Raw genomic sequence first — 26,584 nt, forward strand, 5'->3', positions numbered from 1 at the left:
CTCTGATGGCTACATGGCCGCCAGAGTCTGTTCTTGTTGTATTTGCGATGCGGATGATGCCACCGGCAAGCGGTGGATCGTGATTTCAGGCCGGCTGCCAACGCGAATATTGACTCCGGTCTGACCCAAGCCTTCACTGATATAGAATGGCTTCCCGTCATGGACATGCAGCCCTTTAATCATATTCATGCCGACAAGCTCGCCCATAGCCGCCAAATGATACGGCTTCGGCCAATGAATTTGTCCTCCATGAAAATGACCGGAAAGCAAATAATCAAATGAATATCGTCTCATCTTCAGTACAATATTCGGATCATGCGTAAGCACAAGGCGGTATCCATTCCCGATTCCATGGAAGGAGGCGGCAAGATCGCTCCGTTCCGTGCTGGAGTCATCAATCCCGATAATATTCAGCCGCGTTCCATTGATGTCAATGACGGCATTCTCGTTCCGCAGCGTTTTACAACCGCACTGCTCTAAGGTTTGCTGTAACGAAGCAAAGTCTGCCCCCATCAGCACATAATCATGATTCCCGAACACCGCGTACATACCGTATTTCGGTTGCAGGCGGTTCAGCACTTCCAGATAGGGAACCAGCTTCGGTATGGAGCGCGGCCGATCGAGAAAATCGCCGGTAAGAGCGATGAGATCAATCTGTTCATCTGCGAGCTTGTCGAATAATTGATTCGGCGTAATCGAGATGTTCTCCAGATGCATGTCCGATAAATGCAGCACATGAATGTCCTGTCCGGACTGATTCTGTGCGCTGCTCGCCAAGCTAATCTTATTCATATTTACTTGCTGCGTATTCAGATAGGCTTTATATAAAAGGCATCCCAGCATAGCCAAGGTCATTGCGATAAACAAAAATAATAGCATAGCTTAAAACTCCTTTCTATATACCAGTATATAAAAATCGGCAGGTCCATGTCTGCGGTAATTCATGGAGCGGGGCTGTACTCCGAGTTCGATTCAGGGCTTCATGCATGACGGCCGGTGATTTCGCGCAAATTAAACATTCGAGAGGAAGCTTGGTTAGCGGAGGAAATCACATGGCCACAAAAGTTCTGTTACTGCCCTTCTTGCAAATCAAAATGGGACATCACCAAGCGGCTGATGCGCTGGTGGAGCATTTGACAGCGATCGATCCGTCCATCGAATGCGAAATCATTGATATTTTAGACTACAGCTACGGCAGACGTGTGGAAGGCTTGGTATCCTCGACTTATTTGAAATGGATTCACTTCCTTCCGGTCACTTACAGCTGGATGTACCGAAAAAACTGCGGCGGCCAGATCCACAACAAGAGGCGCTACCGGCTTTATGAGATGATATTTTTGAAAGCGATGCAAAAATTGATACGGGAAAAGAAGCCGGATTGCATCCTGTGCACTCATGCTCTGCCGTCTTACTTGCTTGATCGATTGAAATGCAACGGGCTGCTTGCCATTCCGGTCATCAATGTGTATACCGATTTTTTTGTCAATGATGTGTGGGGGAGGGACGGAATCGATTATCATTTCGTTCCGGATGCGCATGTCAAGGCTTGGTTGACGAGTTGTTCCGTTCAAGCCGAGCATATTTTCGTAACCGGCATACCGCTGCATCCCCAATTCACCGCCCTGCGTCCGCGACGGAAGCAAGCGAATTCCGAAATCACGGTATTGATTACAGGGGGAAATCTCGGCGCTGGGGTCATGAAATCGATGTGCCGCACTATCGGGAAGGCAGAGGGAGTACGTTATATCGTACTGTGCGGGAAGAACAAAGCTCTCTATCGCCATCTGAAGAAGAAAAACTGCCCCAACATTGTTCCGATGCCCTATATTGAATCGAGAGCGGAAATGAATGATTTATATAATCAAGCCGACGCGATACTGACCAAGCCGGGGGGAGTAACGATTAGCGAATGTCTGTATAAAAAAGTGCCGATTTTCGTCTACCATGCCTTGCCCGGACAGGAAGAAATCAATCTTCTGCGTCTGCTGCAGCAACAATTGATCGTTCATGTGAAGGATTGGGCACGAGAGACGATGGACAAGCAAATCAAGCTGTTATGGAATCACACGGTGATGGAGCGTCTGACGGCACAAATGAATGAATACGGCCGGCAAATTTCGGATTTGCGATCAACGCTTCGTCATGTGCTCAAGCTGCCGTAGTAGGAGCAGGAGTTGGAATGCAAGAGTTGATGCGGCGTCCCCAAAGAGTTGGTGTACGTGAATTGTCATGATCATTTGAATAATTGATTCGTATATAATGTTGAACCGAGAGGTGGCGCATGAGCAAAATATTAGTGATTGAAGATGATTTTGATACTCAGGAATTGATTACAGAATTTTTAATCGCTCAAAATTACAAGATCGATGTGGCGGACGATGGGGTGGAAGGAGTTCGATTATTCCAAAATAACGAGTATGATCTCGTTCTGCTTGACGTGATGCTGCCTATGGACGGCTACAGTGTGTGTAAAATGATACGAAAACAATCGCCTTCATTGCCTATTCTCATGTTGACGGCTCTCTCCGACGAGAGCGATGAAATCAAAGGCTTTGAGCTGGAAATTGATGATTATATCACAAAGCCCTTCTCATTCAATATTCTTAAGAAACGGGTGGAAGCCGCATTAAGAAGAGGGAACGCAACCGCTCTGGGGATTCTCCGGTGCAACGAAGTTACGCAGAATAAGGTCGGGTTTACGGGTAGATGAGCGAATCCCTCACCTGAAGAGAATGCTTGAGGAAGCGGGGATAACTAGCCATGCGGATGCAAAAATTTTAAGAATCCCCATGGAAGAATTACTAGCATTCATGAGCGGACAAAAGCCGGCGGAAGAAGTGAGCAAGCTGATTTAGAACAGAGTAATGACCTATTTGAATGACTAAACTGCATCACCGGGAAGCCGGTCATATATTGCAAAAAGCTGCATTAATCAGGCTGTTGAGAAAGTCCGGATCACGTCTCTCAGTAGGAAAACTCGATTTAAAACCCTATGGGTGCCAAGTTTTGAGTAGGAAAATGGACAATCTCCGCCCTTTCGTAAAAAACAGGGGTTTTCCAACGGCCTGAAAACTGCACCATTTCCCTAGACACGTCTATCCCGTAGGCGAAATCCGCAAAACTGCACGATTTCTCCAGACACGCCTATTCGGTAAGCTAAATCTGCAAAACTGCACGATTTCTACACCTATTCGGTAAGCGAAATCCTGTGAAAATACAGCAATTCGATATGGACGACTTTACCAGAAAGGGAATCCTGCAAAACTGCAGGAATTTCACCCGTTTCGCATCGGCTTGAAGCAAAAGGGCCTAAAATGATGTAGATTTGCAGCAATTCCCCGGAATGTGGACTCATTGAGCCGAAATTCCTGTAAAATAGCAGCAATTCCCTCCACACGTTCAAGCCCCAGGAGGCAACAATGCCTCCAGAAGACGATGATGCCTCCAGAAGGCAATGATGCTTCCTGAAGACTTCATTTTTTATATCGTGGATCTCGTCTCTCAGTAGAAAAAATCGACTTAAAGCGCTCTGAGTGCCAAGTTTTGATTAGGTAGATGGACATCTCCACCCCTTCGTAAAAAACAGGGGGGTTCCACCAGCCGCATTAATGCGGTTTTTTTTGCTGCCGGCAGCGTTCCGGGAATCCGTTCACGCTGCCGGAGGCTATTTGACGGGAGAATTTGCCGTGATGACACCAACATGCCGGGTAGACAATGGAGCTCTATCGGGAGTGAGCCTCCTGAAGTGCCGCCTCTTCCCTCTGCGGCTTCCGGAATAACTGATGCAGGCTGTCCCAATTGACAAGCACGGTACCTGCAATGACGGTGACGGCACCGATTCCTGTAAGCCAGGTAACCGACTCTCCATAGAGCAGGACACCGATGACAATGGCAACCAAAGGGGATACATACAGCCAGGTAGAGGCGAAGACAGGACCCGTCTTGGCCACCAGCCAGTAGAACAGGCTGTGCCCGATCATCGAACCGATAATGATCAGGTAGAGCAGGGAGCCGAGCGCTTGCGCGGACAGCAGGCTCTGGACATGCCACGGCTCTGTGCAAGCAGACAGCAAGAGTAGCAATAATCCGCCATATATCATCTGCGCCGCATTAAGCGCGATTGGCGACACCTCCGGGAAACGCTGCGTAACGCGTTTGGAGTACAACGCGCCCCATGAATAGAATGCCTCGCCGGTAATAATGACAATGCTGCCAATGAGCAGCCCGATACTGGCAGTTAACGTAATGGTTGGCGCGATGATCAGGAAGACGCCGAATAATCCGATAAGGCAGCCAAGCAGAGAACGGCCGGCAGGCTTTTGACGCAGCATGATCATTTGCAGGACCAGAATCATCATCGGCCCTGTGGCCGATAAAACGGCAGCGACACCCGAAGGGACAAATTGCTCGCCCCAATACAAGGCGGCAAAGGTGCCGAAAGTGAGCCCGATACCGGTAAGCAGCATATCTTTATGCAGCAGGAGCGAAAGACTGGCTTTTTTCCTCCATACCATCCAGCCGAATAACAGCCCCCCCGCGATGAGAAATCGTAGTCCTGCCGATAAAAACGGCGGGGCAGAGACATCGACACCTATTTTGATGGCGAGAAAAGTTGTGCCAAAGATAAGACAGACAAGTAAGTAATTCAAGATGATCATAAGTGCTCCTCCTTTTCCCATCATGTTATACGGGCAGAAATAGAACAGATGTATGCCGATAGAACAGATGGGAGCGGATTGAGGTACAATACTATCGAGAAGTTTGTTTGAACAGACTTTTGAACAACCTCGACAGGGGGAGGGGCTGCATGCTTTTTAGACAAGTGTACGATCACATCATAACGCGAATGGAACGGGGGGAATGGAGCGCACATGACAAGCTTCCTTCGATTCGCTGCCTTGCCCTGGAATTGGGGGTGAACCGGCTGACGGTATTCAAAGCCTACCAACTGCTGAAGCAGAACGGAAAAGCATATGTAAAGGAGAAATCGGGGTATTATGTCTGCCCCGAAGCCGGAAGCCAGCTTGCTGACGGGCATGATGAGCAACTGACGGCCGTTTCCTCCGCGGTGCAGTTGAACAGCAAGCTGTCCGACATTCATAAGATAACGGCTTCCTATCAATTTTCCCGAGCGGTGATCGATCCGAATTTACTGCCGAATCTGTTTCTATCCGAGTACGTGAAGAAGGTATTTGACATCTACCCGAAGCTAATGGGGACCTATTCCACCCCGCAGGGGGATGAAGAGCTGCGTGAATTTCTTTGTCAGTATCTCAAGCGCCATTTCCGGATTCATCTGCAACCAAGCGAGGTGTTGATCACCACAGGCTCGCAGCAAGCGATCGATTTGGTTGGGAGAATCTTCATCCGCCCGCTGGATGCGATCTTGGTGGAGCAGCCGACATACAGTGCGGCCCTTGATATATTCCGGGCACAGGGAGCCAGATTGATTCCCGTAGCGATTTCTCCGGAAGGTTATGATGTGGACGCGGTTGAAATGCTGATGAAGCAGCATCGGCCTCGATTCTTCTACATGAACCCAACTTTCCATAATCCAACGGGGTACACATTGCCAACCAATCAACGCAAGCTGCTGGTGGAACTGGCTGAACGGTATCGTTGCGTGCTCATTGAAGACGACGCGTTTTACGATATCTATTTTGATGAACGTCCGCCGCAGCCCTTATTCACGTATGATACCGAAGGATGGGTCGTATATCTCCGCAGCTTCAGCAAATATGTGGCCCCAGGCTTGCGAATATGCGCCGTATTTGGACGCAATCCGGTCATTGAGCCTCTAATTGCGGCCAAGGCGCTGGCTGATAACGGAACCCCGTTAGTGACGCAGAAAATATTTTTGCATTATTTTCAGTCGGAACGGATGCAGCAGCATCTGGAAAAATTGCGCATCGCTCTACAGATTAGAAGAGACATTATGGAGGCAGAACTGGCAGCAGCCCCTATCGATTGGCGATGGACCAGTCCCAAGGGGGGGCTTAATATATGGCTTCAGCTTCCGGATACCGTTCCGGCGGCCGCGTTATTCCACGAGAGCTCACGGCAATCCATTTCCTTCGTTCCCGGTCAAATCTGCGATCCGCTTCATGACATGCAATCGTGGATTCGGCTATGCTATTCCTTGGTGAATGAAGAGCAATTGCGCGTTGGCATTCAACGGCTTGCGGACGTTGCGCAGCGCATCCAGAAGCGATGACCGGCTAATCCATTCTTCTGTGAACAGATTGTCAGTTTCCTGGAAACTTGATATAATGCTTGATATGCTTTAACCCCCTATAAGATAAAGGTGAACTGTTATGCTCTCATTTTCCAGATTGTGCAAATGCAAACCCCCGATCCCGTAATTTCTTTGCCGCGAATCGAGATTTTCGAATTTATAGGGGGATATTCGCAGTGCAAAGAAAAATCTCAACGCCATCATTATGGTTGCTCATTGTTTTAGTCGGTTTTCCGCAAATTAGCGAAACGATATATACGCCGTCCTTGCGGGATATCGCTCATCATCTGCAGGCAAGCGGCAACATGATTCAACTGACGCTCAGCATTTACTTTCTTGGTTTCGCCTGCGGCGTATTTTGCTGGGGAAGGCTCTCGGATTCCATCGGGCGGAGACCCGCATTGCTGTGGGGAATCTTCGTCTATGGAGCCGGAAGCTTGGGCTGTTATCTGTCTCCTTCGGCTGAATGGTTATTGGCAAGCCGCTTCATCCAGGCCTTTGGCGCAAGTACCGGTTCCGTCGTGACTCAGACCATTTTGCGGGAGAGTATCGATGGAGCCAAGCGTCATGCCGTGTTTGCTCAAATTTCCGCAGCGCTGGCCTTCACGCCTGCAATCGGGCCCTTGATTGGCGGATGGGTGGATCAAGCGCTTGGTTTCCGGGCGGTGTTCGCCACACTGGTTGTGATGAGCATTGCTATCTTTATGTACACGCTGGCGGCTCTGCCTGAGACACGAGTGTCCGCCACGGCGAAGGTGAGCACATTGGCGGTAGCGAAGCGCCTCGCGTCGGACGGAAGGATATGGGCCTTTGGTTTTCTCATCGGCGCCACCAATGGGATACTGTTCAGCTACTATGCCGAAGCGCCATTCATTTTTATTGACTTTTTCCGGATGACCCCGGGGCTGTTCGGCTTTTTCGGTATTTTAGTCGCGATGTCTTCCATATTCGGGGCGATGTTGTCGAAAAAACTGGTCGCCAGCTTTCCGGCAGAACGAATTATTCTGATGGGTTGTACCGTGACGGCTGTCGGGGCTATATGCCTTACGGGACTGGCTCTGTATGGAATAAGCCGGTCCGCTATATTCTTGGTTCTTATGGTCGCCTGCATTTTTATCCTTTTGCTGGGAATAGGCATGGCGATTCCGAACTGCCTGAGCCTGGCGCTCGTCCAATATGGCGATGTGCTTGGTACGGCGGGCGCGATTTTCGGATTAGGTTACTATGTGGTGGTGAGCCTGATTACGAGCGGCATGAGTTACTTGCATAATGAGTCCTTAGTCACCATGCCTGCGTATTTTCTCGTATTGGCTCTTATGATGCTCCTGGTCAGCCGCAAGGTGGCGAGACTCCGAACGAAGTAATTTTGGAGAATTGAATAAGTAACGAAGAAGGGGCTGGCTCATAGGTAGTATTTTCTACCTGTTAGGATGGCCGCAAAATTCAAAAAAGGCTGAGTTAGGGTTTACATTTTTAAGGGGTGTCCCGAGTCATTTTCAATGACTTTGGGGGCAACCCCTTTTCTTATGCAAGAACCCCCTTTTCTACATAAAAACACCATTAAGGTGGGGGAGGCAGCGGCGGGGCGAGTGGCCGAAGAGGGAGGAGGCAGCGAATCCTGCACAGATGCAGGAATTTTCACTAGTTCAGCTGCTATCTGATGCCAATCCTGTAAAAGTGCATCATTTTCGTCGATTTTTGCTTTCTATCCGCTGACATGGCTTCAATTCCTGCAGTTTTGCAGGAATTCCTCTGATGGAGTGATCGCCCCAAGGAAATGCTGTATTATTGCAGTTTTTCGCGCAAGCCGTGCTGCAAGAAGAAGGGTGGGGGGCTGTCTCACTGCAGATATTCAGTTATTCAACGTAAGGTCAAGCTCATTATCGCTTATTGTCGCTGGCGAGCCAGCTTCTGAAGTTGAAACTGCTCAGCACCAGATGTATGATGCTACCAAATGAGCTTGCCGGAACGTTCAGGGGGCTGCTAACAGCGCTAAGTTAAAAAGGTTCTATATTTCCATAGACCATAACCGAATAGAGCGCTTATGCAGCTCAGCATCATAATCCCCCCGGCCTGCACAGTGCGGATCAGGCTCTGACTGTGGAGGAGCCCTTGTCCGGAGATGTCCACTATCGTGTCATGCACCGGGAGATGCCATAGCAGGGCGATCGACATAAGAAGCGTAACGAGGCTGATCTGCCCGACCGCACTCCCCAGCATGGACCACCGGCTGCGTGTAACGATGCTGGAATCCTTCTGATCGATGCTGAAGCCATAAGACCAGCGATTCAACAAAATGCCGAGCCTGGAGGCACAGAACCCCACAATGACGCCTCCCAGCGGCAGAGCATGGGGAACAAGACAGAGCAGCAATCCAGACAGGCAGCCTGAGACCAACAGAGGCAGCAAGGAATGTCTAGTAAGCTTGCGCAACACAATTCCGCCAAAAAGCAGCGACAGGATATTTCCTGCAAAGTAGGGCAGATAGACTCCATACATTAAAAATGGCTTCCCATAGCGGGACAATGCGTAGAAGGTGCCATACAACACATAAAAGTTCATTGTCATGCCATGCATAAACGCAAAATAACGTATGCTGGGCGACAGCTTCAGCATCACTTTATGCTTCCGCAGCATAAGGAGCAGAACAGCCGCCGTGATGCCTGTTCCGATGAACATCAACTCCGCAAAGCTCAGGTAGCTCGTCTGTCTGATTCCTTTGGCCGCAAAGAGAAGGACGCTAAGCGAGACGAACGCTAACAATGAATAGCGGTTAAACGTCAACCCTGTCTGGACTTCAACTTCATAATGCGGCAGCTCCCGCAGACCGAGGAAACAGATAAGCAAAGCGGCTCCATAAATCATAAAGGCCATATGGGGATATATGCTTGTCAGCGTAAGCACTAATAAGATCATCAACAGAATTACGTACAAAAAAGCCCAAACATAATGCTTAGCGCTCATGCCATGCTGATGTTCCTCGCGTTCATGATACCGGATTGTCGTATAGAGCGGCAATAATAGGCTGGAAAACAAACCCAACAGGACAGCGGACAGCTCAAGCCAATAAGAGGAGAGCGGTGCCAAAACACCGCTGCAGCATGCGATCACGGACAACAGCAGGAGCCGGGTGAGCAAATCGCGTGATTGGGTTCGGGTGCCTATAATATTCAGCAGATACGTTCCTGTATACTTGAAGGAATAGAACAGCAGAAGCGGAAGCCAGCCGCCTAGAGTGATAGAGTAATGATCTCCCAAAGCAATGAAAATGAAATAAGGTATAAATATTGTCGTGTTCATGATGCCGTATATCAATGCCTGTTTGTGGATCACCGAAAAAGCTCCTTTATAACTTCTTCACAACTTGCAAATACGTTCTTCATAACTCTCCTTTATATTATAACCATAGGGAGGAGATACTAAATGAAAAAAGTATGGCTAGGCATAACAACCGTGGTCTTGGTTATGGGAATTGGCACAGCTGGCGTATATGCAGCATCAGCCGATAACAATACCGGCGACGACCGCAGCTTCTTTGAACAGATGCTGCCGCACGCGAAGCAAATGCATCCCGAGCTCTCGGATCAACAAATTGAGCAGATGTATAATAGCTGCCACAATGGCAATGGCACGGGACGGGGAATGATGAACAATTCTCAATGGCGCGGCAGTATGATGAATTTCAATTAATACTGTGCTATGATAGGCCTCGCGAATATCGCTAGGCCTATCTTTGTATATATGGTGAGGTTGATACGTATGGACCGTGCAAAAATTTTGATTGTGGATGATGAGGCGGATATCCTTCAGGTGATTAAAGCCTATCTGGAGAAAAATGACTATCTGGTGTATGAGGCAGATACCGGGAAGGGGGCGCTGAGTCTATTCGAGCATCTGCAGCCTGACCTGATCATATTGGACTTGATGCTGCCTGACATATCCGGCGAAGAAGTCTGCAGAACCATCCGTAAGACATCCAACGTTCCCATCCTGATGCTGACCGCCAAAAGCAGTGAGGATGATATGGTGAATGGAATTCTGATCGGCGCCGACGATTATATTACGAAGCCGTTCAGCCCCAGAGAGCTGGTCGTTCGCGTGATTAGTTTGTTACGAAGATCGCAGCTTCCCGTCGCATCGCAGCCAGACAAGTCTCTTTCCTTCGGCAACAACCATCTGACCATTGATTCGCAGCGGCATGAAGTGAAAGTCAGGGGAGAACTTGTCTCACTCACACCCATTGAGTTTAAGTTGCTTGAGCTTCTGGCGAAGCATCCCAAGCGAGCGTTCAGCCGTTTGGAACTCGTCAACCTTATCCAAGGGGACACATTTGAAGGATTTGAGCGCACGATCGATGTTCATATTAAGAACATCCGCCAGAAAATTGGGGATAACCCGAGAAAACCGAATTTTATTGCGACGGTTTTTGGGGTCGGTTATAAATTCCAGGTGAATCCGGATGAATAAGGGCGGACTTCGGAAAAGGCTGTTGTTATCGCATATCGGGGTAGCGCTCACGTCTCTGCTGACGATTACGCTCCTTGTCTATTTAGTCATGACTTTTGCCTTCGGCCAGTATATGAAGAAGCAGCAGGAAGCAGAAGCCGACATGCTAATTAAAGATTTGGAGGCCTCCTACAACGTGGAAGCAGGCGGGTGGACGATGGGTTCCCTCATGCAGATTTCCCATCAAGCCATGCACCGTAATTATAACGTCAAAATCTACGATGCGACGAACCGATTGATCTGGGATACGGGCAGCATGGGAATGATGATGCATACTTCTCCTGGAGGTATGGAAGCAGGATTCAGCGACCAAGATAATATCTTTTCCCGTGATATGATGAAAAACGGGCAAAAAATCGGCATGATCGAAATTCAAGGAATCGAAAGCGCTTTTGCCTCTCAAAATCAAGAGTTCCTGCGGTTGTTTAACTCTTTATTATGGGGTGCCCTTCTGATCGTGATCGTGGGCGTCTCGCTCTTCAGCGTCTTTATGGCGAACAGTCTAAGCCGGCCTCTTATGCGAATCAAACAGATTGCCACCCGAATGAGAACAGGAGATTTGTCCTCTCGGGTTGCCCTGGCGAACCCGACAACCGAAATCGACGAGGTGGGCTTGGCGTTGAATCATCTGGCAGATGCTCTGGAGCAGCAGGATAAGCTGCGCAAAAATTTGACTGCGGATATCGCTCATGAGTTACGAACTCCGTTAACTACGATTCAAAGCCATATCGAAGCTTTTCAGGATGGGGTGTGGCAGGCGACGCCTGATAAGCTGGAGGTGTGCCATGAGCAAGTGATTCGATTGGTGAAGCTCATCCATGATCTTGAAAAATTAACGGCGGCTGAGAATCCGATGCTGCAGCTGCAAAAGCATGAAGTGAGCCTGAATGAAGTGATCGAAGATTCCGTAAAAACGGTAACCGGCCAGTTCGAAAATAAAAATATTTCAATGGATATACAGCAAGACCATGACGTGTTTTTAAGCGGCGATTACGGGAGGCTCGTTCAAGTTTTTGTGAATCTGCTCAATAACGCATACAAGTATACGAACGAGGGCAGTATCCGTCTCGTCATATCGGAAGAGCCATCTTATGCGAAGGTCACCATTACGGATACCGGAACAGGCATTGATCCAGCGGAGCTGCCGTATATATTTGAACGATTTTATCGGGGCGAGAAATCCCGGAATCGCAAGACCGGCGGAGCCGGGATCGGGCTGGCCATCGTCAAAGCAATCGTCGAAGCGCATGGAGGGAGTATTGAAGTCACAAGCGCGGTTGGCCAAGGCAGCGAATTCACTATTCGTCTTCCCAAGCAATAGTTAAGGGCATAAAGTAACATATTGGAGAGAGAATAAAGCATGTTTGAACAAACTGTTCTGAAAGGAAGTTGTAACAAACATGCTCCCGAAGAAAATGTTGCTGCTACCCCTCGTAGTCATGTTGCTGCTTTTGTTCGGGTACCGCACTGAAGCCGGCCACTTGCCTGAAGCTGAGAAGCCATCGATCGTTGAGGCACTCCGGAACGGCGGCTATATCCTGTATATGCGGCATGGCGAAGCGACGATCGGCCAAGATCTGCCGCATGTGATCTTTGACGACTGCGGAACGCAAAGAAATCTGAGCGAGCTTGGCAAAAGGCAGGCTCAGGCGATCGGCCAGATCATGAACAAATTAAACATACCGATTCAATATCCCGTATGGGCGAGTCCTTATTGCCGCACTCGGGACACGGCCCGGATTGCATTCGGCAGCCAGAACGTCAAAGTGGTTCCCCTTCTAGCTGACATTGCAAAAGTAAGCAATCAAAATGTGTCGGCCGAAGAAAAGCAAAACATTGTTGCAAACTTTACAAGAATGCTGGAAACCGCTCCCGCTCGCGGATTGAATCAAATCATAATCGGACACAGTTTTCCTGCCGGAACGGCGATTGGCGAGATTCCGTATATGGGAACGGCCGTAATCAAACCCAAAGGGCAGGGGAATGGTTATGATGTTATACGAATAATCAGCTTGGAAGAGTTTATGAAAGCCGCCTCAGATCGATAGTTTATCTGCAGGCGTCCTCTTTTTGTTTTCTCCTTCGCGGCTTACTTGAATCGGCCGTACGCTTTGGCATAACGCAGAATCCGGCGATAGGCGGAAGGATTGAATGTACGATAGACATATATGGCTGGGCTTGTGTTCACTTCCAGAATCCAGGGCTGCATGTTTTTATCGAGGGCGATATCGAGTCCCAACTGTTTTAGACCACGATATTTTTTACTTAATCGTTTGCCTGCCGATAATCCCATTTGGTTCAATTCGCGGCGCAGCTTGCGGATGGAGGCCTTATTCATATGAGGACGCAGCAGGGTAGACAGCGATTCCATAGACCCGCCATTACTGACATTCGTGACAATCTTATTGGCGTCTGCCTTGCGCCCCAAGATGGACATGGCTTCCCAGTTATTGTTCAGATTTTTTTGAACCAAGACCCGGAGATCGAATTTTCTCCCCCGGTGGCTCATCATCTGAATGCCCTTCTGCACCAAATACTTCCGCTTCCCGATTCTGGACTTGATGCCGGCGTGCAATTGGTTCACGGAAGGGAACACTTTGGTTAAAACTCCTTCTCTCAGCTCAAACGATCCTTTGGAGCGTCTTTTCGCGCGCATGACACCTTTCCCGTGAGTACCTTTGTCCGGCTTCACATACACCATATTGTAACGGTTCAGCATATCCGATAAGCTGCTGGAATTGTATACGGCGGTCTCGGGGATGTAACGCTTCAACGATGAGTTTTGCAGCACGCGCGTCTTTTTCCATTTGCTAAATACATGTTGAGCAGGCAAACAAGCATCACCCTTTTCCAATAAATTGATTGTATCTGGTTGATAGTTACTACAAGGACTAGGATTCGATTATGTGCTATCAATGTATGACGGTGTCCCCGATTCGGAGTGGACAACAACCTATTGGGACGGCAATGGCGTCATAGGAGGAGGCTATAGACTAAATTTTTTATAATGCTAAGACGAAACGGCACCAAGTTGATTATTGAAGATGTTAGACCAATAAATTTATCCCGGAGAGGTGGTAAGATGTGAAATCTAACGTTCAGAAAGAACCGATGATTTTTGATATCCATGTGGCGGAAGGAAGCCATTATGAAGTGGGAAAGCAGCGACCGCACACAAGAGGATGATGATAATTGATATATGAATGATGAAAAGGTAAAGAACTTGTTGTCCACTCCATATCCGTATGGTCCATGCTGCCACTTTTATTCAAGCGGGATGGGGACGTTAAGAAGTATGGTCTTTAATATTACGGAAATGAAGCTCCAGGTTAGCTTTGTCCGCCGGATATGAATCCATGGCACTCCATTGATTTTGATGCTCCAGTCGGGCTTGATGAAGTCGTGTGCCGGTACGATAATGTAAATATCAGCAATCCGGAACAATTTAAATGACAGTACGAACTCGGTCCGTATGGAAGATAGAATGGCGAACAAGGAGGATAAGTATTGAACCAGGCTGCAGAAGCATTTTTGAACGATATATGGGATCACATCACTGCCATTTACGATAAAGAGAGTTAGAGAATTAACGAGCTGCCGGACCGAAGCCGGCTTCAGGCGGCAAAAAAGGAGGCATCCCCTGTAAAGGAACAGCTTGAGCGGTTATTGGATCTGACGGTCGAGGCGTGACCCGTCTACCGGACCCTCAATTTGCCGTGTGCTCCCAAAATGGAATGAAGAGGAGAGGGGATTATGCGAATGATAAAGCGATGCGCATGGGTAAAGGAAAGTGAGCCATTATATAGGGAGTATCATGATCAAGAATGGGGTGTTCCCGTATACGACGACCGAATCTTATTTGAAATGCTGTGCCTCGAAGGAGCGCAGGCGGGGCTCAGCTGGTGGACGATTTTGCAAAAAAGAGAAAATTACCGGACAGCCTTTGATCATTTCGATGCGGAAAAAATTGTTCATTATACCGATGAAGAATTGCAATCCTTACTGAAGAATAAAGGAATTGTTCGCAATAAGCTGAAAATTCAAAGCGTCGTCACGAATGCCAAATCTTTTTTACGGATTCAAAAAGAGTACGGCTCATTTTCCGGTTATATATGGAGTTTTGTTGATAACCATCCTATCGTGAACCGTTGGGAAACGGTAAAGGAAGTCCCCGTGTCCAATGAAATCAGCGATCAAATGTCCAAAAGATTAAAAAAAGACGGATTTACATTTGTAGGAAGCACGATTTGTTACTCTTATATGCAAGCGGTAGGTATGGTAAATGACCATACGTTGGAATGCTTCTGTCATCCTTCTCATCCGAAAGCTCATCCATAAGGATTGCTAGAGTCAGCAGCATGGCGCATGGACGGGAAATAGCTGCATGGTGGCTTGATGCCAAGTACATAGAGAAAGATGTTTGGCGGGATTGCGTGATAACGCAGTTCCGCTTTTTTGTTTTCCTTTGCACCTTCTCTCCTGGAACATGGATATTTGAACAAATTTAGGGGGATTCTACAGTGTAGCTATCATACGTGATAAGGAGGCAGGGTTGTGGGCTTGCTGCATAAGCTATTCAACAACAATCAGAGAAAGAGCAAACCAAAATCAAAAAAGTCTGTGCTAACTCCCCAACCGGTATACCCGAACGTTCTGGAGAACATTCATTATTTAAGAGAGGCCCTGTTTCATACGGATGATCTCGTGCGCCAAAAGGTTTCCATCCCAGGACACACGAGCGAGTTTCTCTTTCTGCACACGATGTGCGACCAGAACAAAATCCGCGAGGAAATCATAAAACCCATTTCTCATAATAAAGACGAAGATCTAGAAGATATATTACTCGCCATGCGTGCCAATAAACATGATGATCTTGAGAAAGTGATTGATTTACTGGTAAAAGGAAATGCAGTACTTTTTATCGAGGGGAAGAGGGAATGCTTTGTCATCGAGGTGAAAGCGGAGCATAATCGAAACGTCTCCGAACCGAACAATGAGAAAATCGTGGAGGGTTCACATGAAGGCTTCGTGGAGAATATCAGCATCAATCTCCAACTCGTTCGGAAACATATCGAAAATCGGAATTTGGTAGTGAGGCGCTATAAGCTCGGGAATGAAACCAAAACCGAGGCGGTCATCGTTTATTTGCACAATTTGGCCAATCCCGGCCTCATTGAAGAAGTCGATCGGAGAATCCAAAATATCGATGCCGACAATATTACCGCTTCCGAATTTATCGAAGAATATATTGAAGATGCATCTTTTTCGCCATTTCCGCAGCTGCTGCATACGGAGAGACCGGATCGGGTCATCGGGAATCTGCTGGAAGGCAGAGTCGCCCTCATGGCCGAAGGAAGCCCAACGGCTTTAATCCTGCCTGCGACCTTTTTTTCCTTTTATCAATCGCCGGACGATTATAGCTTTCGGTCTCTTCAAGGGTCGTTCATCCGCTTGATCCGGGTCTTCAGCTTTGTAATCGCCATCGCTCTTCCGGCTTATTATATTGCGGTGGTTTCTTTTCATTACGAAGTGATCCCCCAGGATTTGCTGCTACCCATAAAAAGCAGTGTCGAGCATATCCCGTATCCGCCGATACTGGAGGCGCTGTTCATGGAGCTGACGGTCGAATTGCTTCGCGAAGCCGGGATTCGCCTCCCTGGGCCGGTGGGACAGACGATTGGAATCGTCGGCGGTCTCGTCATCGGAGATGCCGTTGTCAAAGCAGGTCTCGTATCGAACGCGATGATCATTGTCGTCGCTTTAACGGCGATTGCTTCGTTCGTGGTGCCTTCCCATGAGATGAGTGCGTCGGTCCGCATGCTGCGCTTCCCCGTCATGATTGCCGCCTCCTTATTCGGATTCATCGGGATTGTCTTCAGCTTACTGATCATTCTCATCCATTTATGTAAATTGGAATCGTTCGGGACGCCCTATTTTGCACCCGTCGCACCGTTTCGATTGAAGGACTGGAAGGATATGATTATCCGGCTTCCGCAATGGATGTTGAATCAGAGATCGAACGATTCAACTCCGCAAAAACTAGTTCAGGAGCGATCATCAAGGGAGGGTCAGCAGACCGATGAGTAGCGCCAAGGATCAAATTACGCCGGGGCAGCTTGTGTTTTTGATTACCCAGACTCAAATTGGTATCGGATTATTAAGTCTTGCAAGCAAGGTACATGGTGCGGCGAAAGGGGATGCATGGATATCCGTACTTCTCGCGGGGATGCTTGCTCAGTTGTTTATTTTCATCATGTGGTGTTTAGGCAGAAGGTTTCCATCGCTTACGCTCTATGATTACTTGCCTGTGCTGTTGGGCAAATATATCGGAAAATGTATCCAATTTTTATATACCGCTTATTTTATTTCTGTATCCAGCTTTATCATTATACAGTTCAGCGATACGCTGCGGGAATGGGTATTAATCGATACGCCCAAATGGATCGTCATGAGTATCATGTCAGGCGTATGCTTTTATTTGCTCCGGGAGAGCTTGCGAACGATTGCCCGTTTTTTTGTAATCGTCTTCTTCTGCAATTTTGCGGTGATTATCATTGCAGCATTTGCGTACACCAATGTTAACTTCCTATATGTTTTGCCAGTGGGACAGGAAGGCCTATGGAAAATAGGGAAGGGAGTGCATGAGGCCGTAAATTCTTTTGCGGGGTATGAAATCTTGTTGGTGTGCTATCCCTTCGTGGAAGGAAGCAATACTGTCAAATTAAAGGCTGCGACCTTTGCAATTATTTTCACCACATTGATGTATACGTTTGTGATACTTACCAGTCTTGTTGTATTTAGTCCTCCGGAATTGGAGCTGCTTCCTCAACCGTTGCTTTACATGGTTAAGGCGTTATCTTTTAGTATAATTGAGCGGGCGGACCTCTATTTCCTCTCCTTGTGGGTGGTCGTGGCGACCACCTCATGCATAGGTTATATGTTTTTGGCATCCAGGGGGGGAGCCAGTCTTTTTCAGGCGCAGCACAGGAAGGCGGCTCCTTACGTGGTGGTGCTTGCCTTTGTCATTTCCCTGTTCTTTCAATCTCCGCTCTTGATTAGAGAATATGGAAGAATTTTATCCAACGTAACTTATGTGTTTGTACTTGGGATACCATTCGTTCTACTCATGATTTCCGTTGTGTTCAAGGTAAAGGAAGCAAGGGGGAGTACGGGATGAGATGTAGAATGGCGATCATCTTCTTCGAAGCCTGCGTTATGGCAACGCTGCTTGCGGGCTGCTGGGATCAGCAAATGCTGAAGGATGACAGAATTGCATATATTGTCGGATTAGATTTGAATCCCGATGGGAAGCTTCAGTCTACCATTTCAATACTTGATGTGAGCGGTTCGCAAACCGGTTCGGAGACCGGAATGAAGAAGCAGAGCGAAATTCATACAAAGACCGGCTACACAAGCAGACATACCCGGGACATGATTGACCGGGAAGTATCCGGCAGATTATCGGCCTCCAAGCTCCGTGTGATTCTAATCGGAGAGGCCTTGGCGAGACAAGGCATTTATCCGTTTCTCGATGTATTATACCGTGATCCTAGAAGCGCGCTGAATGCCAAGGTTGCTGTCGTTGAGGGGAAAGCTCATGATAAGATCAATCTGAAGCTTAAAGGTTCAAAATCGATTGGCGAGCATTACAACAACCTGATCCGAAGCGCAGAGAATAGAACCGTTGTACCCGCGGTTAATCTTCAACTGATACGCCCTCCCATGTTGGATCCGGGCGCTGATTTTGCTGTCCCGTATATATCTCATAATGAGGTGAATCCTCAGGTTTCCGGGATAGCCATATTTCAAGGAGATAAAATGACTGGCACGTTAAAATCAGAGGATTCATTGTTGTACCTTCTCATGGCCAACAAATTAGCCAAGACTGCAAGCCTGACGCTTAAAGTCAACGAGGAGGAAAAACAAAGCCCGGAACAATTTATAGCGATGGACTTTCAAAAAGTTAAACGGAAGATGAAAGTGTATGTTGAAGGCAACCGAACTATTAAAGTGACGCTGGATTTGAAAATAAAAGTAACCGCAATCGAGTACCCGAAGGATCATTTAAATGATCGGCGAAGAGTGGAAAAGTTAGATAAGAAACTGTCGGAAGAACTGACGAAAAGAGCGCGGGCGATTACGGAGAAAATGCTGCAGGACCATCATGACGGGTTCGGAATCGGCCGAAGAATCATGGCTTACTATCCCAATACATGGAGAAGATTGAACTGGAATGAGGATTACGCGAAGGTGGAGTTTGTCCCTAACGTAAAAGTAGAAATTGTGAACCACGGAATCATGTACTGAAGGGCGACAAAGCAGCCGGATCGGCTGCTTTGTTAGCGCTGACTGGCAAGTTAATCTAATTTTTCTTCCTGCTTATAGACCGAGAACGGTATGCCTGCGCCAGCCTGGAAATTTAGCAGAACGATGATTTCTTTGGTGCTTTGGCTTATTCCGCTTTGCACAAGGGGGGCATTGTCAGGCAGATTCTGATCGTTTCCCATGTCATCTGTCCCAACGGATTGTCGTGTCTCGCTTAGCAGCACTCTGCTGCCATCGGGTCTGACGATATATTGCCTGATATAGGCGCCTTCGCGAGTGGTAACGAGCTTCCCTTTTTTATCCTCTTGTTTTTCTTCTTCCTGTTTTGCCGCATCCTTCAGGACGGCTTCAAATAATAAATCATTATTTTGAGTTTTCCGTTGCATTGAAGACGGAAATCGATAGTTGGAATCAATACGCATATTAAATTCTCCTTTCCCGATGCCCCCATTCATTGGAATTGGGCGATGGTTCTATTATCGGAAGGAGGGCTTTGTTCCATTAGCCTTTAGGGGAAACTGTTCTGCGTCGTATACTAAAATATATTATTATCAAATATATAATGGTATACTCTACTATTATGTGTTATCTTTTGAAAAGAACAGCATCGGAAGGACTTCCCTAACGGGCAACGCTAATCATTAGCATCCGTTTTTATTTTTATCACTTTTCTTCCTAGCTTCACCCTCTCAATGCTCATCGTGAGCTTCGAACAGACCACAATGTTCAGAACCTGACCAAAGTTTTTTCCGGTAAAAAAAGTGCGAAGACCGTTGCCAACGATAACCTTAGCTTCAGTGTGCAGGAAGGCGAAATTTATGGGTTACTGGGACATAACGGAGTTGGACAAGCCGGACAAGGTGATCGGTATGCACTTCATGAATCCCTTGCCGCTCAAAGAAATCGTGGAAACGGTTCGCGGCTTCCACACTTCAGAGGAGACGATCGCATCGGCGGATGAACTTATCAAAAGCATCGGAAAGCAGCAGATTCTCGTCGAGGATTCTCCCGGCTTCGTGTCCAACCGGTTGTCTCATTTATTCATGAATGAAGCGGCGTTCCTGGTCCAGGAGAGGGTGGCGGAGCCAAGGCAGATCGATCTGATGTTCAAGAAAGGGTATGCCCATAAAATGGGCCCCCTGGAAACGGCGGATCTGATCGGGCTGGATACCGTCGTCCGTTCGCTGGTCCTGGCGCACTAGCTTAACAAATCGTTCGGCGCACCGTTGCTCCATCTGTGGAAAGGCTGACAATAGGGAACAGAATCAACCAGTTTGTTGCCGTAGCTGTCCTCCGGCGGCAGGTGCCGGCGATGGCGGTCTCCGTGGTGATGGATGCTTCCCGATGGAGCACGGAGGTGAGCGATAGATGCCGAGCGGGTTTGGCGTCGGTTTTAAGTGAGGACATTGTCTTTTAAAATATACAGAAACAGAGGAGTGACGTGCATGGCGGGATTGGCAGATCTAGTAGAGATATTGAACAAGGATGCGGGGTTCGCGAAGCTGCTGCAGGGAGCATCGGAAGATAACAGCTTGCTCTCCCCTGGATTCGATTCACTGGATGTGATGATGGTGACGCATCTCTTTGGCGTTGAGTATGACACGGAGCTGGAGCTTACCAAAAATTCGACCCTGGCCGGGGTCTTGGAGCAAATTAACCAACATAAGCACGAATGTGAAGAGAGATCGGTATGAGCATGATCGATCTGTTCTGCATTCCCTATGCCGGCGGCTCCGCGCATGCCATCTATGGCAAATGGGTTGAAAAACTTGACCCGGGAATCAAGCTGCATCCTTTGGAATTGGCAGGGCATGGCCGAAGAATGGGGGAGCCCTTTCACGCGAATGTCGCGGAAGCTGTCCAGGACTTGTTGGACAAGATGCGTCCTTCAATTGTACAGCGTCCGTATGCCGTATATGGTCATAGCATGGGAACGGGCTTAGCCTATGAGCTCACAGTCGCTGCCCGGGCTTCCGGACTGCCGGAGCCGGCGGCGTTATTTTTATCCGGCCGCATACCGCCCCATCTGAAGTATAACGAAGAGCCTATGCACAAGCTGTCTGATGCGGAATTTTTGGAAAAAATCCGCAAGATAGGCGGAACACCGGCACAGTTCTTCGAATCCAAGGATCTGCTGAAGCTTTTCCTGCCGATTCTGAGGCATGATTACCGGATGATCGAACAATATCGGTTGAGCGGAAAGCCGCAGCCGGTGGATGGGGATATTGTCTTTTTTCTAAGCCATGAGGATCAATATGTCAATTTGCCCGATATTTTGGAGTGGAAGCAATATAGCAAGCGGTCATTTGAATATCATCCATTTCAGGGCGGGCATTTCTTCATTCATGAAGTATGGGATCAAATCTGTATGCTGGTTAACCGCAAGCTGCTGGGACATGGCAGCACGAACGATTCGAGAGGGTGATGTGCGTGAACGTAGTATTTGATGTGCTATGAAGGCAAGCTGAGGATTGGCAGCTTAGCGGGAAATTTCTACGCGGAAGCGTTGGATTACCACATCCCGGCGGACTGGAACAAGGGGACAGTCCGATTGACCATGATTAAGATGTTGGTTCGAAATAGGGAAGAGGGAGATGCCGGCCGGCATCTCCCTCTTATGTGATCATAGTTATGATTTGATCACTTGAATCCCTTTGACAATATTCCAAATGAAGAAGTATACGCTAATGATACCGCACAGCGCGACGGTGATAACCGAGCCAATCCCCAGGGTTACCTCTACCTCCCGCACACTCATGCTAATGATTCCTAACGCGGAAAACCCTACAATAGCTGTCACCGTAGGAAGAATATGCGTCCACAGCGCTCGTTTGGCATGGCTCTTGCTCTCAGCGTCTCCGACAATCCAGACAATAATCGGGAATAAAATCGGGGCAAAGAGAACACTCCAGTAGGACAGAGCAGATACTAATTTGTTTCCGTTCATATCTATCACCTCAAGCAAGTTTGTCGTTGTTGTTCCATGGCTTAAATATACAGGAGAAGACTCCTGCAAACTAATCGATCCAGCTTTCAAGAGGCTTATGAAATTGTAAGATTTCAAAAAAGTGGAGGATCGGTCCGAATGAGAGAGCAACATTCCAAAACCCTCCTTGTGATATAACTAAAGTGAATTCCACACAAGGAGATGAGGCAATGAGCAAGTTGAAAGGTAAAATTGCGATAGTAACCGGGGGCGTCATGAGCATAAATGTCAAAGCACCGTTTTTTGTAAGCCAGCATGCTTTGCCGGGCCTCAATAATGGAGGGCGAATGATCAAGATTTCGTCGTTTGTCACACGAGCGGCTTCCCCGAGTGTTTTTGCCTACAGCATGCCGAAGGGGGCTATGAACATACTTAGAAAGGGTAAATGAATGGGAGTGTCTCACAGGCATTGCAAAATGATTGAGGTGACGAGTCAACAGAGAAAGTGGATGCGGGAAAAACGGAAACGCTCGCATAGAAACTGTACAGATCGAAAAATGGCTGCGCGCACAACGGTGGAAGATGGATGAAGCAGTGAAATGCTGCGTGGATGCATCAATTTCTGCTCTTTAAGCTGCTATTTGATGAAATTCCTGCAAAAGTACATCATGTTCATCGATTTTTGTCTTTTATCGATTGGATGGTAAGAAATTGATGCCGTTTTGCGGGATTCGCTGTAACGGAGTACACGTCAAAAAGGAATGGTGTAGTTTTGCAGTTTTTGGAAAGTCGAGCTTTGAGAATCAAGGGAGCAGTTCACTTTTGGGACACCCCTCTTTTTTTGTAGCCGGATCAGGCAAGCTCGTGCTGCAGCAGCTGCTTGAAGAGCAGCGTCAGCTTGCCGGCAATGCGCATAAAGCCGAGATCCGTTGGATGAACGCCATCTACCGTACATTCAAAGCGGGTATCATCGGTGCCAAGCAGCCCACTGCCGTCGTAAAAATGTAGATGTGAATCTCCTTGCTGACGAAGCCGCTCAACAGTTTCCCGTTGGATCCGGCCCATCTCCAGCCGCAATTCCGGCACGAAGACTCGCTCGGGTACTCTATTTTCGAAATAACGAGGTCGGAACAACGGGATGAGCTGCCCGGTAAATACGAATAAACTCCGGCAATGTCTGCTTGAGCAGATCCGGATTAATGGCATTGGCTTCGTAATCAAGCACCAGCATCGACGGATTGGCGATCTCGGTAATCACATGCGCCATCTCCGGCTCCCCGCAGCCGCTCCCGGAAAATCCGAGATTCATAAATTCCAGAGGAATGCGGCGGCTCAATATATTCGTGTAGGCCATTCCAGGCCGGGACGCACAGGCACCCTGTGTGATCGAGGTGCCGTAGATGATGACTTTTTTGTCATTGCGGTAGGGGAGCGGCGCTTCGATTACCGCATCCGGATTGACTCCGATCGCCGCCGATTACACACCTTGGTAGAGCGGAAAATTCAATGTCACAATGGTCCTGGGTATGGATCATATAGGCTTGTTTTATAAAAAACTTGTTCTCCGGGCTTGCCTAAATAAAGATCAAACCCGCATTGCCCGGTGGCAGGCATATGATACAAATCGGCCTTATTGGCCAATTGTACGCGATGGCCAATTGACGGGAGCTGGTCTGGAACGCAAGCTGCCCGCCTGCCGTATGGTTGGCGATCACATCGACAACGGGAGGGATTGGTTGCAGTGATCGAAGAGGCAGTCTGCGGAACAACTGTTCCTGCTCGAACCAAGAGAAGCCGCTTAACCGAAACGGCTTTTCAGTAGGGGACAACCATTGCAGCCCCACCAACCCATTTTGTTCCAAGTGCATATGAGGATAAGCTCGGATACTTTCCTATCATCCCCATCTGGTTGGTCAGCCATGACGATAAGCCTCCTTAATAGAAATGGTATGCCTCTTCGATATTACCAGAATATTCCCGGAGCAGGTGGATTCACTGGTGCCGCTGCTTTTTATATGGCGTATATCAGATACGGGTAAGATCGAGCGAGGCATGTTCTTTCAATATAGCAGAGATGCGTTCACGCTCTTCATCGGATACATGATAATAATAAATGCCATGAATCATTTGGTTGGAGCCGGCGATCTCCTGCGTTGTGATTTGATATTCGTCCCAGTCCTTTTTGAATTGGAGAAAAAAGGTCTTCATTTCTTCAAACGAAATATTGGTTTTTATATTTTCCCCCATGATGTTCAATATTTCTTCCATCTTGAGAACAGAGGATAACGATGCCGTTTTATTGAGCAATATTGTTAACACCTGACGCTGCCGCTCATTCCGCCCCAAATCGCCTTTCGGGTCCGACTTGCGCATGCGGGTATAATGCAGTGCTCTTTCCCCGTCCAACTGAATAAGTCCTTTATCGTAGTGATGCTTCTTCTTACCATATTGATCCATCTGCTCGAAGGTAAATGCATTCTCCACTTCGATGCCTCCGAACACATCGACAAGCTGCGTCAATCCCTCCATATTCGTCTGTAAGACGTAATCGATCGGTTGATCCAAAAACCGCTCGACCGTCTTTTTCATCATTTCGGTTCCGCCAAAGGCGTAGGCATGATTGATTTTGTCCATTTTATCTTTGCCGACAATTTCGACGCGGGAATCGCGAGGAATATTAAACATGAATACACTTTTGACCTTCGGATTAACAGACACGACGATAATGCTGTCCGCCCGTCCTGCATCGCCGATTTTCGGCCGATCGCCGATACCGAGCAATAAAAAAGTAAGCGAGTCCCGAATGTCTTCGGGCTTCGGCATCTCCTTGTCTTCTGCCTCATCGAACGTAATCTGCATTTTGTCCACCGTTTTTTCCATCGACCGGTACAGATAAAATGTGTAGCCTAATGCAATCAAGAGGAGTGACAACAAGACTGATGAACTGATGATCACATGTTTTTTCATAAAACCTCCGACAATCACTGAATGTAAGCACAAAGAGCTCCCTCCACGAGAGAGCTTGCAACGCTCTGGCGCGTTTCTTCGATCTCTATGCGATGTTTATCATATTTCACCGTGCAACAGAAAGGGTTATGAAAAGGTTAAAGCCCGAACGAATGGAGGGACATTCGTTCAATCCAAGCTGTCCTGGAACGAATAAAGTAACAAAAGACGAGGAGGCGATCTGAATGCCGGTCAAAAATGGGAGCGAGTATATCGAGCGGATAGATAAAAATTCCCCAGACGTTTGGATCGCCGGAGGGCGGGTGAAGGAGCCTGTGTCGAATCATATAGCTTTCAAAGGACTTATGGCAACACAAGCTTCTATGTATGACATGCAGCATGCCGAAGATTCGCAAGCGACAATGGTATATTCTTCGCCCTTGACGGGCGATCCGGTCGGCTTGTCCTTCAAGCAACCGAAAACAAAGAAGGATCTTGCGCTGCGCAGGCAGATGATGCAGGTATGGGCTAGCATTCATCACGGCTTCCTGGGACGATCTCCCGATTACATGAACACCGCTATTATGGCTTTCTCCGCTGCGGCGGGAGTACTAGAAGAAAAATATCCCGAGTATGCTTCTAACTTGAAACATTATTATGAATATTGCCGGGAAAACGATATTACGCTTTCTCACGTATTCATCCAGCCGAAGGCGGGAAGAGTATCCACTTTTCTCCGGACATTCGAAAAGCCGGAGGCCGCACGAATCATGGAGAAAAATAAAGACGGGATCGTGATTCGCGGGGCCTTTCTGTTAGATACACAAGGGGCAACTTCGGATGAAATTTTGGTGTTCCCCAAGCCTTTCACTTTATCAGGGGAGGAGGTAAGTCCTTACTCCTTCGCCTTTGCTGTTCCGAGCAACCTGAAAGGCGTTAGTTTTGTCTGCCGGGAAAGCTTGGTTGGCGGAGACTCTGCCTACAATTATCCGTTGAGTTCCCGGTTTGAAGAAATGGATACGCTTGTGATTTTCGATGATGCTGCCGTTCCGTGGGACCGCGTTTTTGTGTGCGGGGATGAAAAAATGGCGTATCGGTTATTGGATGAAAGTCATTTTCATACCTATGCCGGCACGCAGATCATGTTCAAAAACATTGCCAAAACGGAGTTTTTGTTAGGAACCATTGACATGATGGTTAACGCGTACGGATTGGAGAGTTATGGTCATATTATCGAGAAGGTGACAGAGGTGATCGTAGCCTTAGAAACGCTCAAGGCATTTCAGCTTGCCGCCGAGAAAGGGGCTTCTTCTGATCGATGGGGCAATATGCTTCCCGCCCGGAAACCGCTGCTTGCAGCGAATGTATATTTCCAACAGGTATATCCGCGTATAATAGAAATTATTCAATTAATTGGCGCCAGCAATCTGATTATGATTCCCGAAGAAAAAGATTTTGCTACAGCCATGAGCGATCAATTGCACCGTTACATGAAGGGCATCGATCTGGATGCCATGAACTCAAGGCTGTATACGGACTATCAAAGCACCAGGCAGAAATATCAAGACCGGGTCAAGGACTTTTTGTCATAGGTTTTTTTTCGAAAATAGGACCTCCCTTTTTTAGAGATCTGGAGGGCATAAATC

At 47.9% G+C, this 26,584-nt stretch carries 25 protein-coding genes and 2 pseudogenes; 18 read left to right on the forward strand and 9 right to left on the reverse strand.

The genetic code is table 11. From position 1 onward, the window contains the following. Positions 1–9 precede the first annotated feature (9 nt). Entirely contained in the window at positions 10–879 is an 870-nt protein-coding gene (locus tag DQX05_RS17460) for a metallophosphoesterase (RefSeq protein ID WP_119794808.1), read from the reverse strand. Between the two features lie 173 nt (positions 880–1,052). Here DQX05_RS17460 and DQX05_RS17465 point away from each other — a divergent pair, with 173 nt between their 5' ends. Further along, positions 1,053–2,162 (forward strand): MGDG synthase family glycosyltransferase, encoded by a 1,110-nt coding sequence (locus DQX05_RS17465; RefSeq protein ID WP_119794809.1) that lies wholly within the window; start codon positions 1,053–1,055, stop codon positions 2,160–2,162. A 134-nt stretch (positions 2,163–2,296) separates the two neighbouring features. Further along, positions 2,297–2,698, forward strand: a pseudogene (locus tag DQX05_RS17470) (response regulator transcription factor); the annotation flags it as partial. A 1,024-nt stretch (positions 2,699–3,722) separates the two neighbouring features. Here DQX05_RS17470 and DQX05_RS17475 read toward each other — a convergent pair. Next, the gene (locus tag DQX05_RS17475; protein ID WP_119794811.1) at positions 3,723–4,658 is read right to left on the reverse strand and encodes a DMT family transporter; all 936 of its coding nucleotides are present in this window, start codon (positions 4,656–4,658) and stop codon (positions 3,723–3,725) included. Positions 4,659–4,807: 149 nt separating this feature from the next. On the opposite strand from DQX05_RS17475, the gene DQX05_RS17480 reads away from it, so the two are divergent. Then, complete coding sequence (locus DQX05_RS17480) at positions 4,808–6,214, forward strand: aminotransferase-like domain-containing protein (protein ID WP_119794812.1); 1,407 nt, start codon at positions 4,808–4,810, stop codon at positions 6,212–6,214. Between the two features lie 197 nt (positions 6,215–6,411). After that, a complete protein-coding gene (locus tag DQX05_RS17485; RefSeq protein WP_119794813.1) occupies positions 6,412–7,599 on the forward strand; it encodes a multidrug effflux MFS transporter in 1,188 nt (395 codons plus the stop codon). Positions 7,600–8,227: 628 nt separating this feature from the next. Here DQX05_RS17485 and DQX05_RS17490 read toward each other — a convergent pair. After that, positions 8,228–9,568: an MFS transporter gene (locus DQX05_RS17490; RefSeq protein WP_119794814.1), complete on the reverse strand. Its 1,341-nt coding sequence runs from the start codon at positions 9,566–9,568 to the stop codon at positions 8,228–8,230. Between the two features lie 90 nt (positions 9,569–9,658). Between DQX05_RS17490 and DQX05_RS17495 the strand changes: the two genes are divergently transcribed. The 4 genes from DQX05_RS17495 (at position 9,659) to DQX05_RS17510 (ending at position 12,789) form a co-directional block, all read left to right on the forward strand. Further along, entirely contained in the window at positions 9,659–9,925 is a 267-nt protein-coding gene (locus DQX05_RS17495; RefSeq protein WP_119794815.1) for an FAD/FMN-containing dehydrogenase, read from the forward strand. Positions 9,926–9,994: 69 nt separating this feature from the next. After that, positions 9,995–10,702, forward strand: a complete 708-nt coding sequence (locus tag DQX05_RS17500; protein WP_119794816.1) for a response regulator transcription factor — start codon at positions 9,995–9,997, stop codon at positions 10,700–10,702. Then, positions 10,695–12,062: a sensor histidine kinase gene (locus DQX05_RS17505; protein ID WP_119794817.1), complete on the forward strand. Its 1,368-nt coding sequence runs from the start codon at positions 10,695–10,697 to the stop codon at positions 12,060–12,062. The genes DQX05_RS17500 and DQX05_RS17505 overlap by 8 nt, the downstream gene beginning before the upstream one ends. 79 nt (positions 12,063–12,141) lie before the next feature. Next, positions 12,142–12,789, forward strand: coding sequence for a histidine phosphatase family protein (locus DQX05_RS17510; protein WP_259392079.1), 648 nt, complete (start codon positions 12,142–12,144; stop codon positions 12,787–12,789). A gap of 41 nt (positions 12,790–12,830) precedes the next feature. Here DQX05_RS17510 and DQX05_RS17515 read toward each other — a convergent pair whose 3' ends face one another. Beyond that, the gene (locus tag DQX05_RS17515) at positions 12,831–13,574 is read right to left on the reverse strand and encodes a YheC/YheD family protein (RefSeq protein ID WP_119794818.1); all 744 of its coding nucleotides are present in this window, start codon (positions 13,572–13,574) and stop codon (positions 12,831–12,833) included. A 926-nt stretch (positions 13,575–14,500) separates the two neighbouring features. On the opposite strand from DQX05_RS17515, the gene DQX05_RS17525 reads away from it, so the two are divergent. The 4 genes from DQX05_RS17525 to DQX05_RS17540 all read left to right on the forward strand — a co-directional run bounded on the left by DQX05_RS17525 (position 14,501) and on the right by DQX05_RS17540 (position 19,048). Continuing rightward, positions 14,501–15,079, forward strand: a complete 579-nt coding sequence (locus DQX05_RS17525) for a DNA-3-methyladenine glycosylase I (RefSeq protein WP_119794864.1) — start codon at positions 14,501–14,503, stop codon at positions 15,077–15,079. Between the two features lie 282 nt (positions 15,080–15,361). Continuing rightward, positions 15,362–16,828, forward strand: a complete 1,467-nt coding sequence (locus DQX05_RS17530; RefSeq protein WP_182914806.1) for a spore germination protein — start codon at positions 15,362–15,364, stop codon at positions 16,826–16,828. Then, the gene (locus DQX05_RS17535; RefSeq protein WP_119794820.1) at positions 16,821–17,918 is read left to right on the forward strand and encodes a GerAB/ArcD/ProY family transporter; all 1,098 of its coding nucleotides are present in this window, start codon (positions 16,821–16,823) and stop codon (positions 17,916–17,918) included. The genes DQX05_RS17530 and DQX05_RS17535 overlap by 8 nt, the downstream gene beginning before the upstream one ends. 8 nt (positions 17,919–17,926) lie before the next feature. Then, positions 17,927–19,048 carry a Ger(x)C family spore germination protein gene (locus DQX05_RS17540; protein WP_182914802.1) on the forward strand — a complete coding sequence of 374 codons (1,122 nt, stop codon included), beginning with the start codon at positions 17,927–17,929 and terminating at the stop codon, positions 19,046–19,048. Between the two features lie 50 nt (positions 19,049–19,098). Here the strand turns inward: DQX05_RS17540 and DQX05_RS17545 are convergent, their stop codons facing one another. Further along, entirely contained in the window at positions 19,099–19,488 is a 390-nt protein-coding gene (locus DQX05_RS17545) for a hypothetical protein (RefSeq protein ID WP_119794822.1), read from the reverse strand. Positions 19,489–19,884: 396 nt separating this feature from the next. On the opposite strand from DQX05_RS17545, the gene DQX05_RS17555 reads away from it, so the two are divergent. The 3 genes from DQX05_RS17555 to DQX05_RS17565 all read left to right on the forward strand — a co-directional run bounded on the left by DQX05_RS17555 (position 19,885) and on the right by DQX05_RS17565 (position 21,491). After that, positions 19,885–20,268, forward strand: coding sequence for a 3-hydroxyacyl-CoA dehydrogenase family protein (locus DQX05_RS17555; protein ID WP_119794823.1), 384 nt, complete (start codon positions 19,885–19,887; stop codon positions 20,266–20,268). A 243-nt stretch (positions 20,269–20,511) separates the two neighbouring features. Then, positions 20,512–20,760 carry a hypothetical protein gene (locus tag DQX05_RS17560; RefSeq protein WP_119794824.1) on the forward strand — a complete coding sequence of 83 codons (249 nt, stop codon included), beginning with the start codon at positions 20,512–20,514 and terminating at the stop codon, positions 20,758–20,760. After that, positions 20,757–21,491 carry a thioesterase II family protein gene (locus DQX05_RS17565; protein WP_119794825.1) on the forward strand — a complete coding sequence of 245 codons (735 nt, stop codon included), beginning with the start codon at positions 20,757–20,759 and terminating at the stop codon, positions 21,489–21,491. Before DQX05_RS17560 ends, DQX05_RS17565 begins: the two co-directional genes overlap by 4 nt. A gap of 204 nt (positions 21,492–21,695) precedes the next feature. On the opposite strand, the gene DQX05_RS17570 is transcribed toward DQX05_RS17565, so the two are convergent. Then, positions 21,696–22,013, reverse strand: coding sequence for a magnetosome magnetite crystal formation protein family (locus DQX05_RS17570; protein ID WP_119794865.1), 318 nt, complete (start codon positions 22,011–22,013; stop codon positions 21,696–21,698). Positions 22,014–22,264: 251 nt separating this feature from the next. On the opposite strand from DQX05_RS17570, the pseudogene DQX05_RS17575 reads away from it, so the two are divergent. Both DQX05_RS17575 and DQX05_RS33225 read left to right on the forward strand, forming a co-directional pair. Beyond that, positions 22,265–22,426 (forward strand): annotated as a pseudogene (locus DQX05_RS17575) (SDR family NAD(P)-dependent oxidoreductase); the annotation flags it as partial. A gap of 388 nt (positions 22,427–22,814) precedes the next feature. After that, a complete protein-coding gene (locus DQX05_RS33225; protein WP_397335638.1) occupies positions 22,815–23,000 on the forward strand; it encodes a hypothetical protein in 186 nt (61 codons plus the stop codon). A 97-nt stretch (positions 23,001–23,097) separates the two neighbouring features. Here DQX05_RS33225 and DQX05_RS32235 read toward each other — a convergent pair whose 3' ends face one another. The 3 genes from DQX05_RS32235 to DQX05_RS17585 form a co-directional block, all read right to left on the reverse strand. Further along, positions 23,098–23,346, reverse strand: a complete 249-nt coding sequence (locus DQX05_RS32235) for an SGNH/GDSL hydrolase family protein (protein WP_259392080.1) — start codon at positions 23,344–23,346, stop codon at positions 23,098–23,100. Between the two features lie 220 nt (positions 23,347–23,566). After that, positions 23,567–23,860 carry an SGNH/GDSL hydrolase N-terminal domain-containing protein gene (locus tag DQX05_RS32245; RefSeq protein WP_259392082.1) on the reverse strand — a complete coding sequence of 98 codons (294 nt, stop codon included), beginning with the start codon at positions 23,858–23,860 and terminating at the stop codon, positions 23,567–23,569. A gap of 157 nt (positions 23,861–24,017) precedes the next feature. Continuing rightward, positions 24,018–24,959, reverse strand: coding sequence for an LCP family glycopolymer transferase (locus DQX05_RS17585; RefSeq protein ID WP_119794827.1), 942 nt, complete (start codon positions 24,957–24,959; stop codon positions 24,018–24,020). 224 nt (positions 24,960–25,183) lie between these two features. On the opposite strand from DQX05_RS17585, the gene DQX05_RS17590 reads away from it, so the two are divergent. Beyond that, positions 25,184–26,530, forward strand: a complete 1,347-nt coding sequence (locus tag DQX05_RS17590; RefSeq protein ID WP_119794828.1) for a 4-hydroxyphenylacetate 3-hydroxylase N-terminal domain-containing protein — start codon at positions 25,184–25,186, stop codon at positions 26,528–26,530. Positions 26,531–26,584 lie beyond the last annotated feature (54 nt).

It is taken from the genome of Paenibacillus thiaminolyticus, assembly GCF_003591545.1.
Classification (GTDB): Bacteria; Bacillota; Bacilli; order Paenibacillales; family Paenibacillaceae; genus Paenibacillus_B; species Paenibacillus_B thiaminolyticus_A.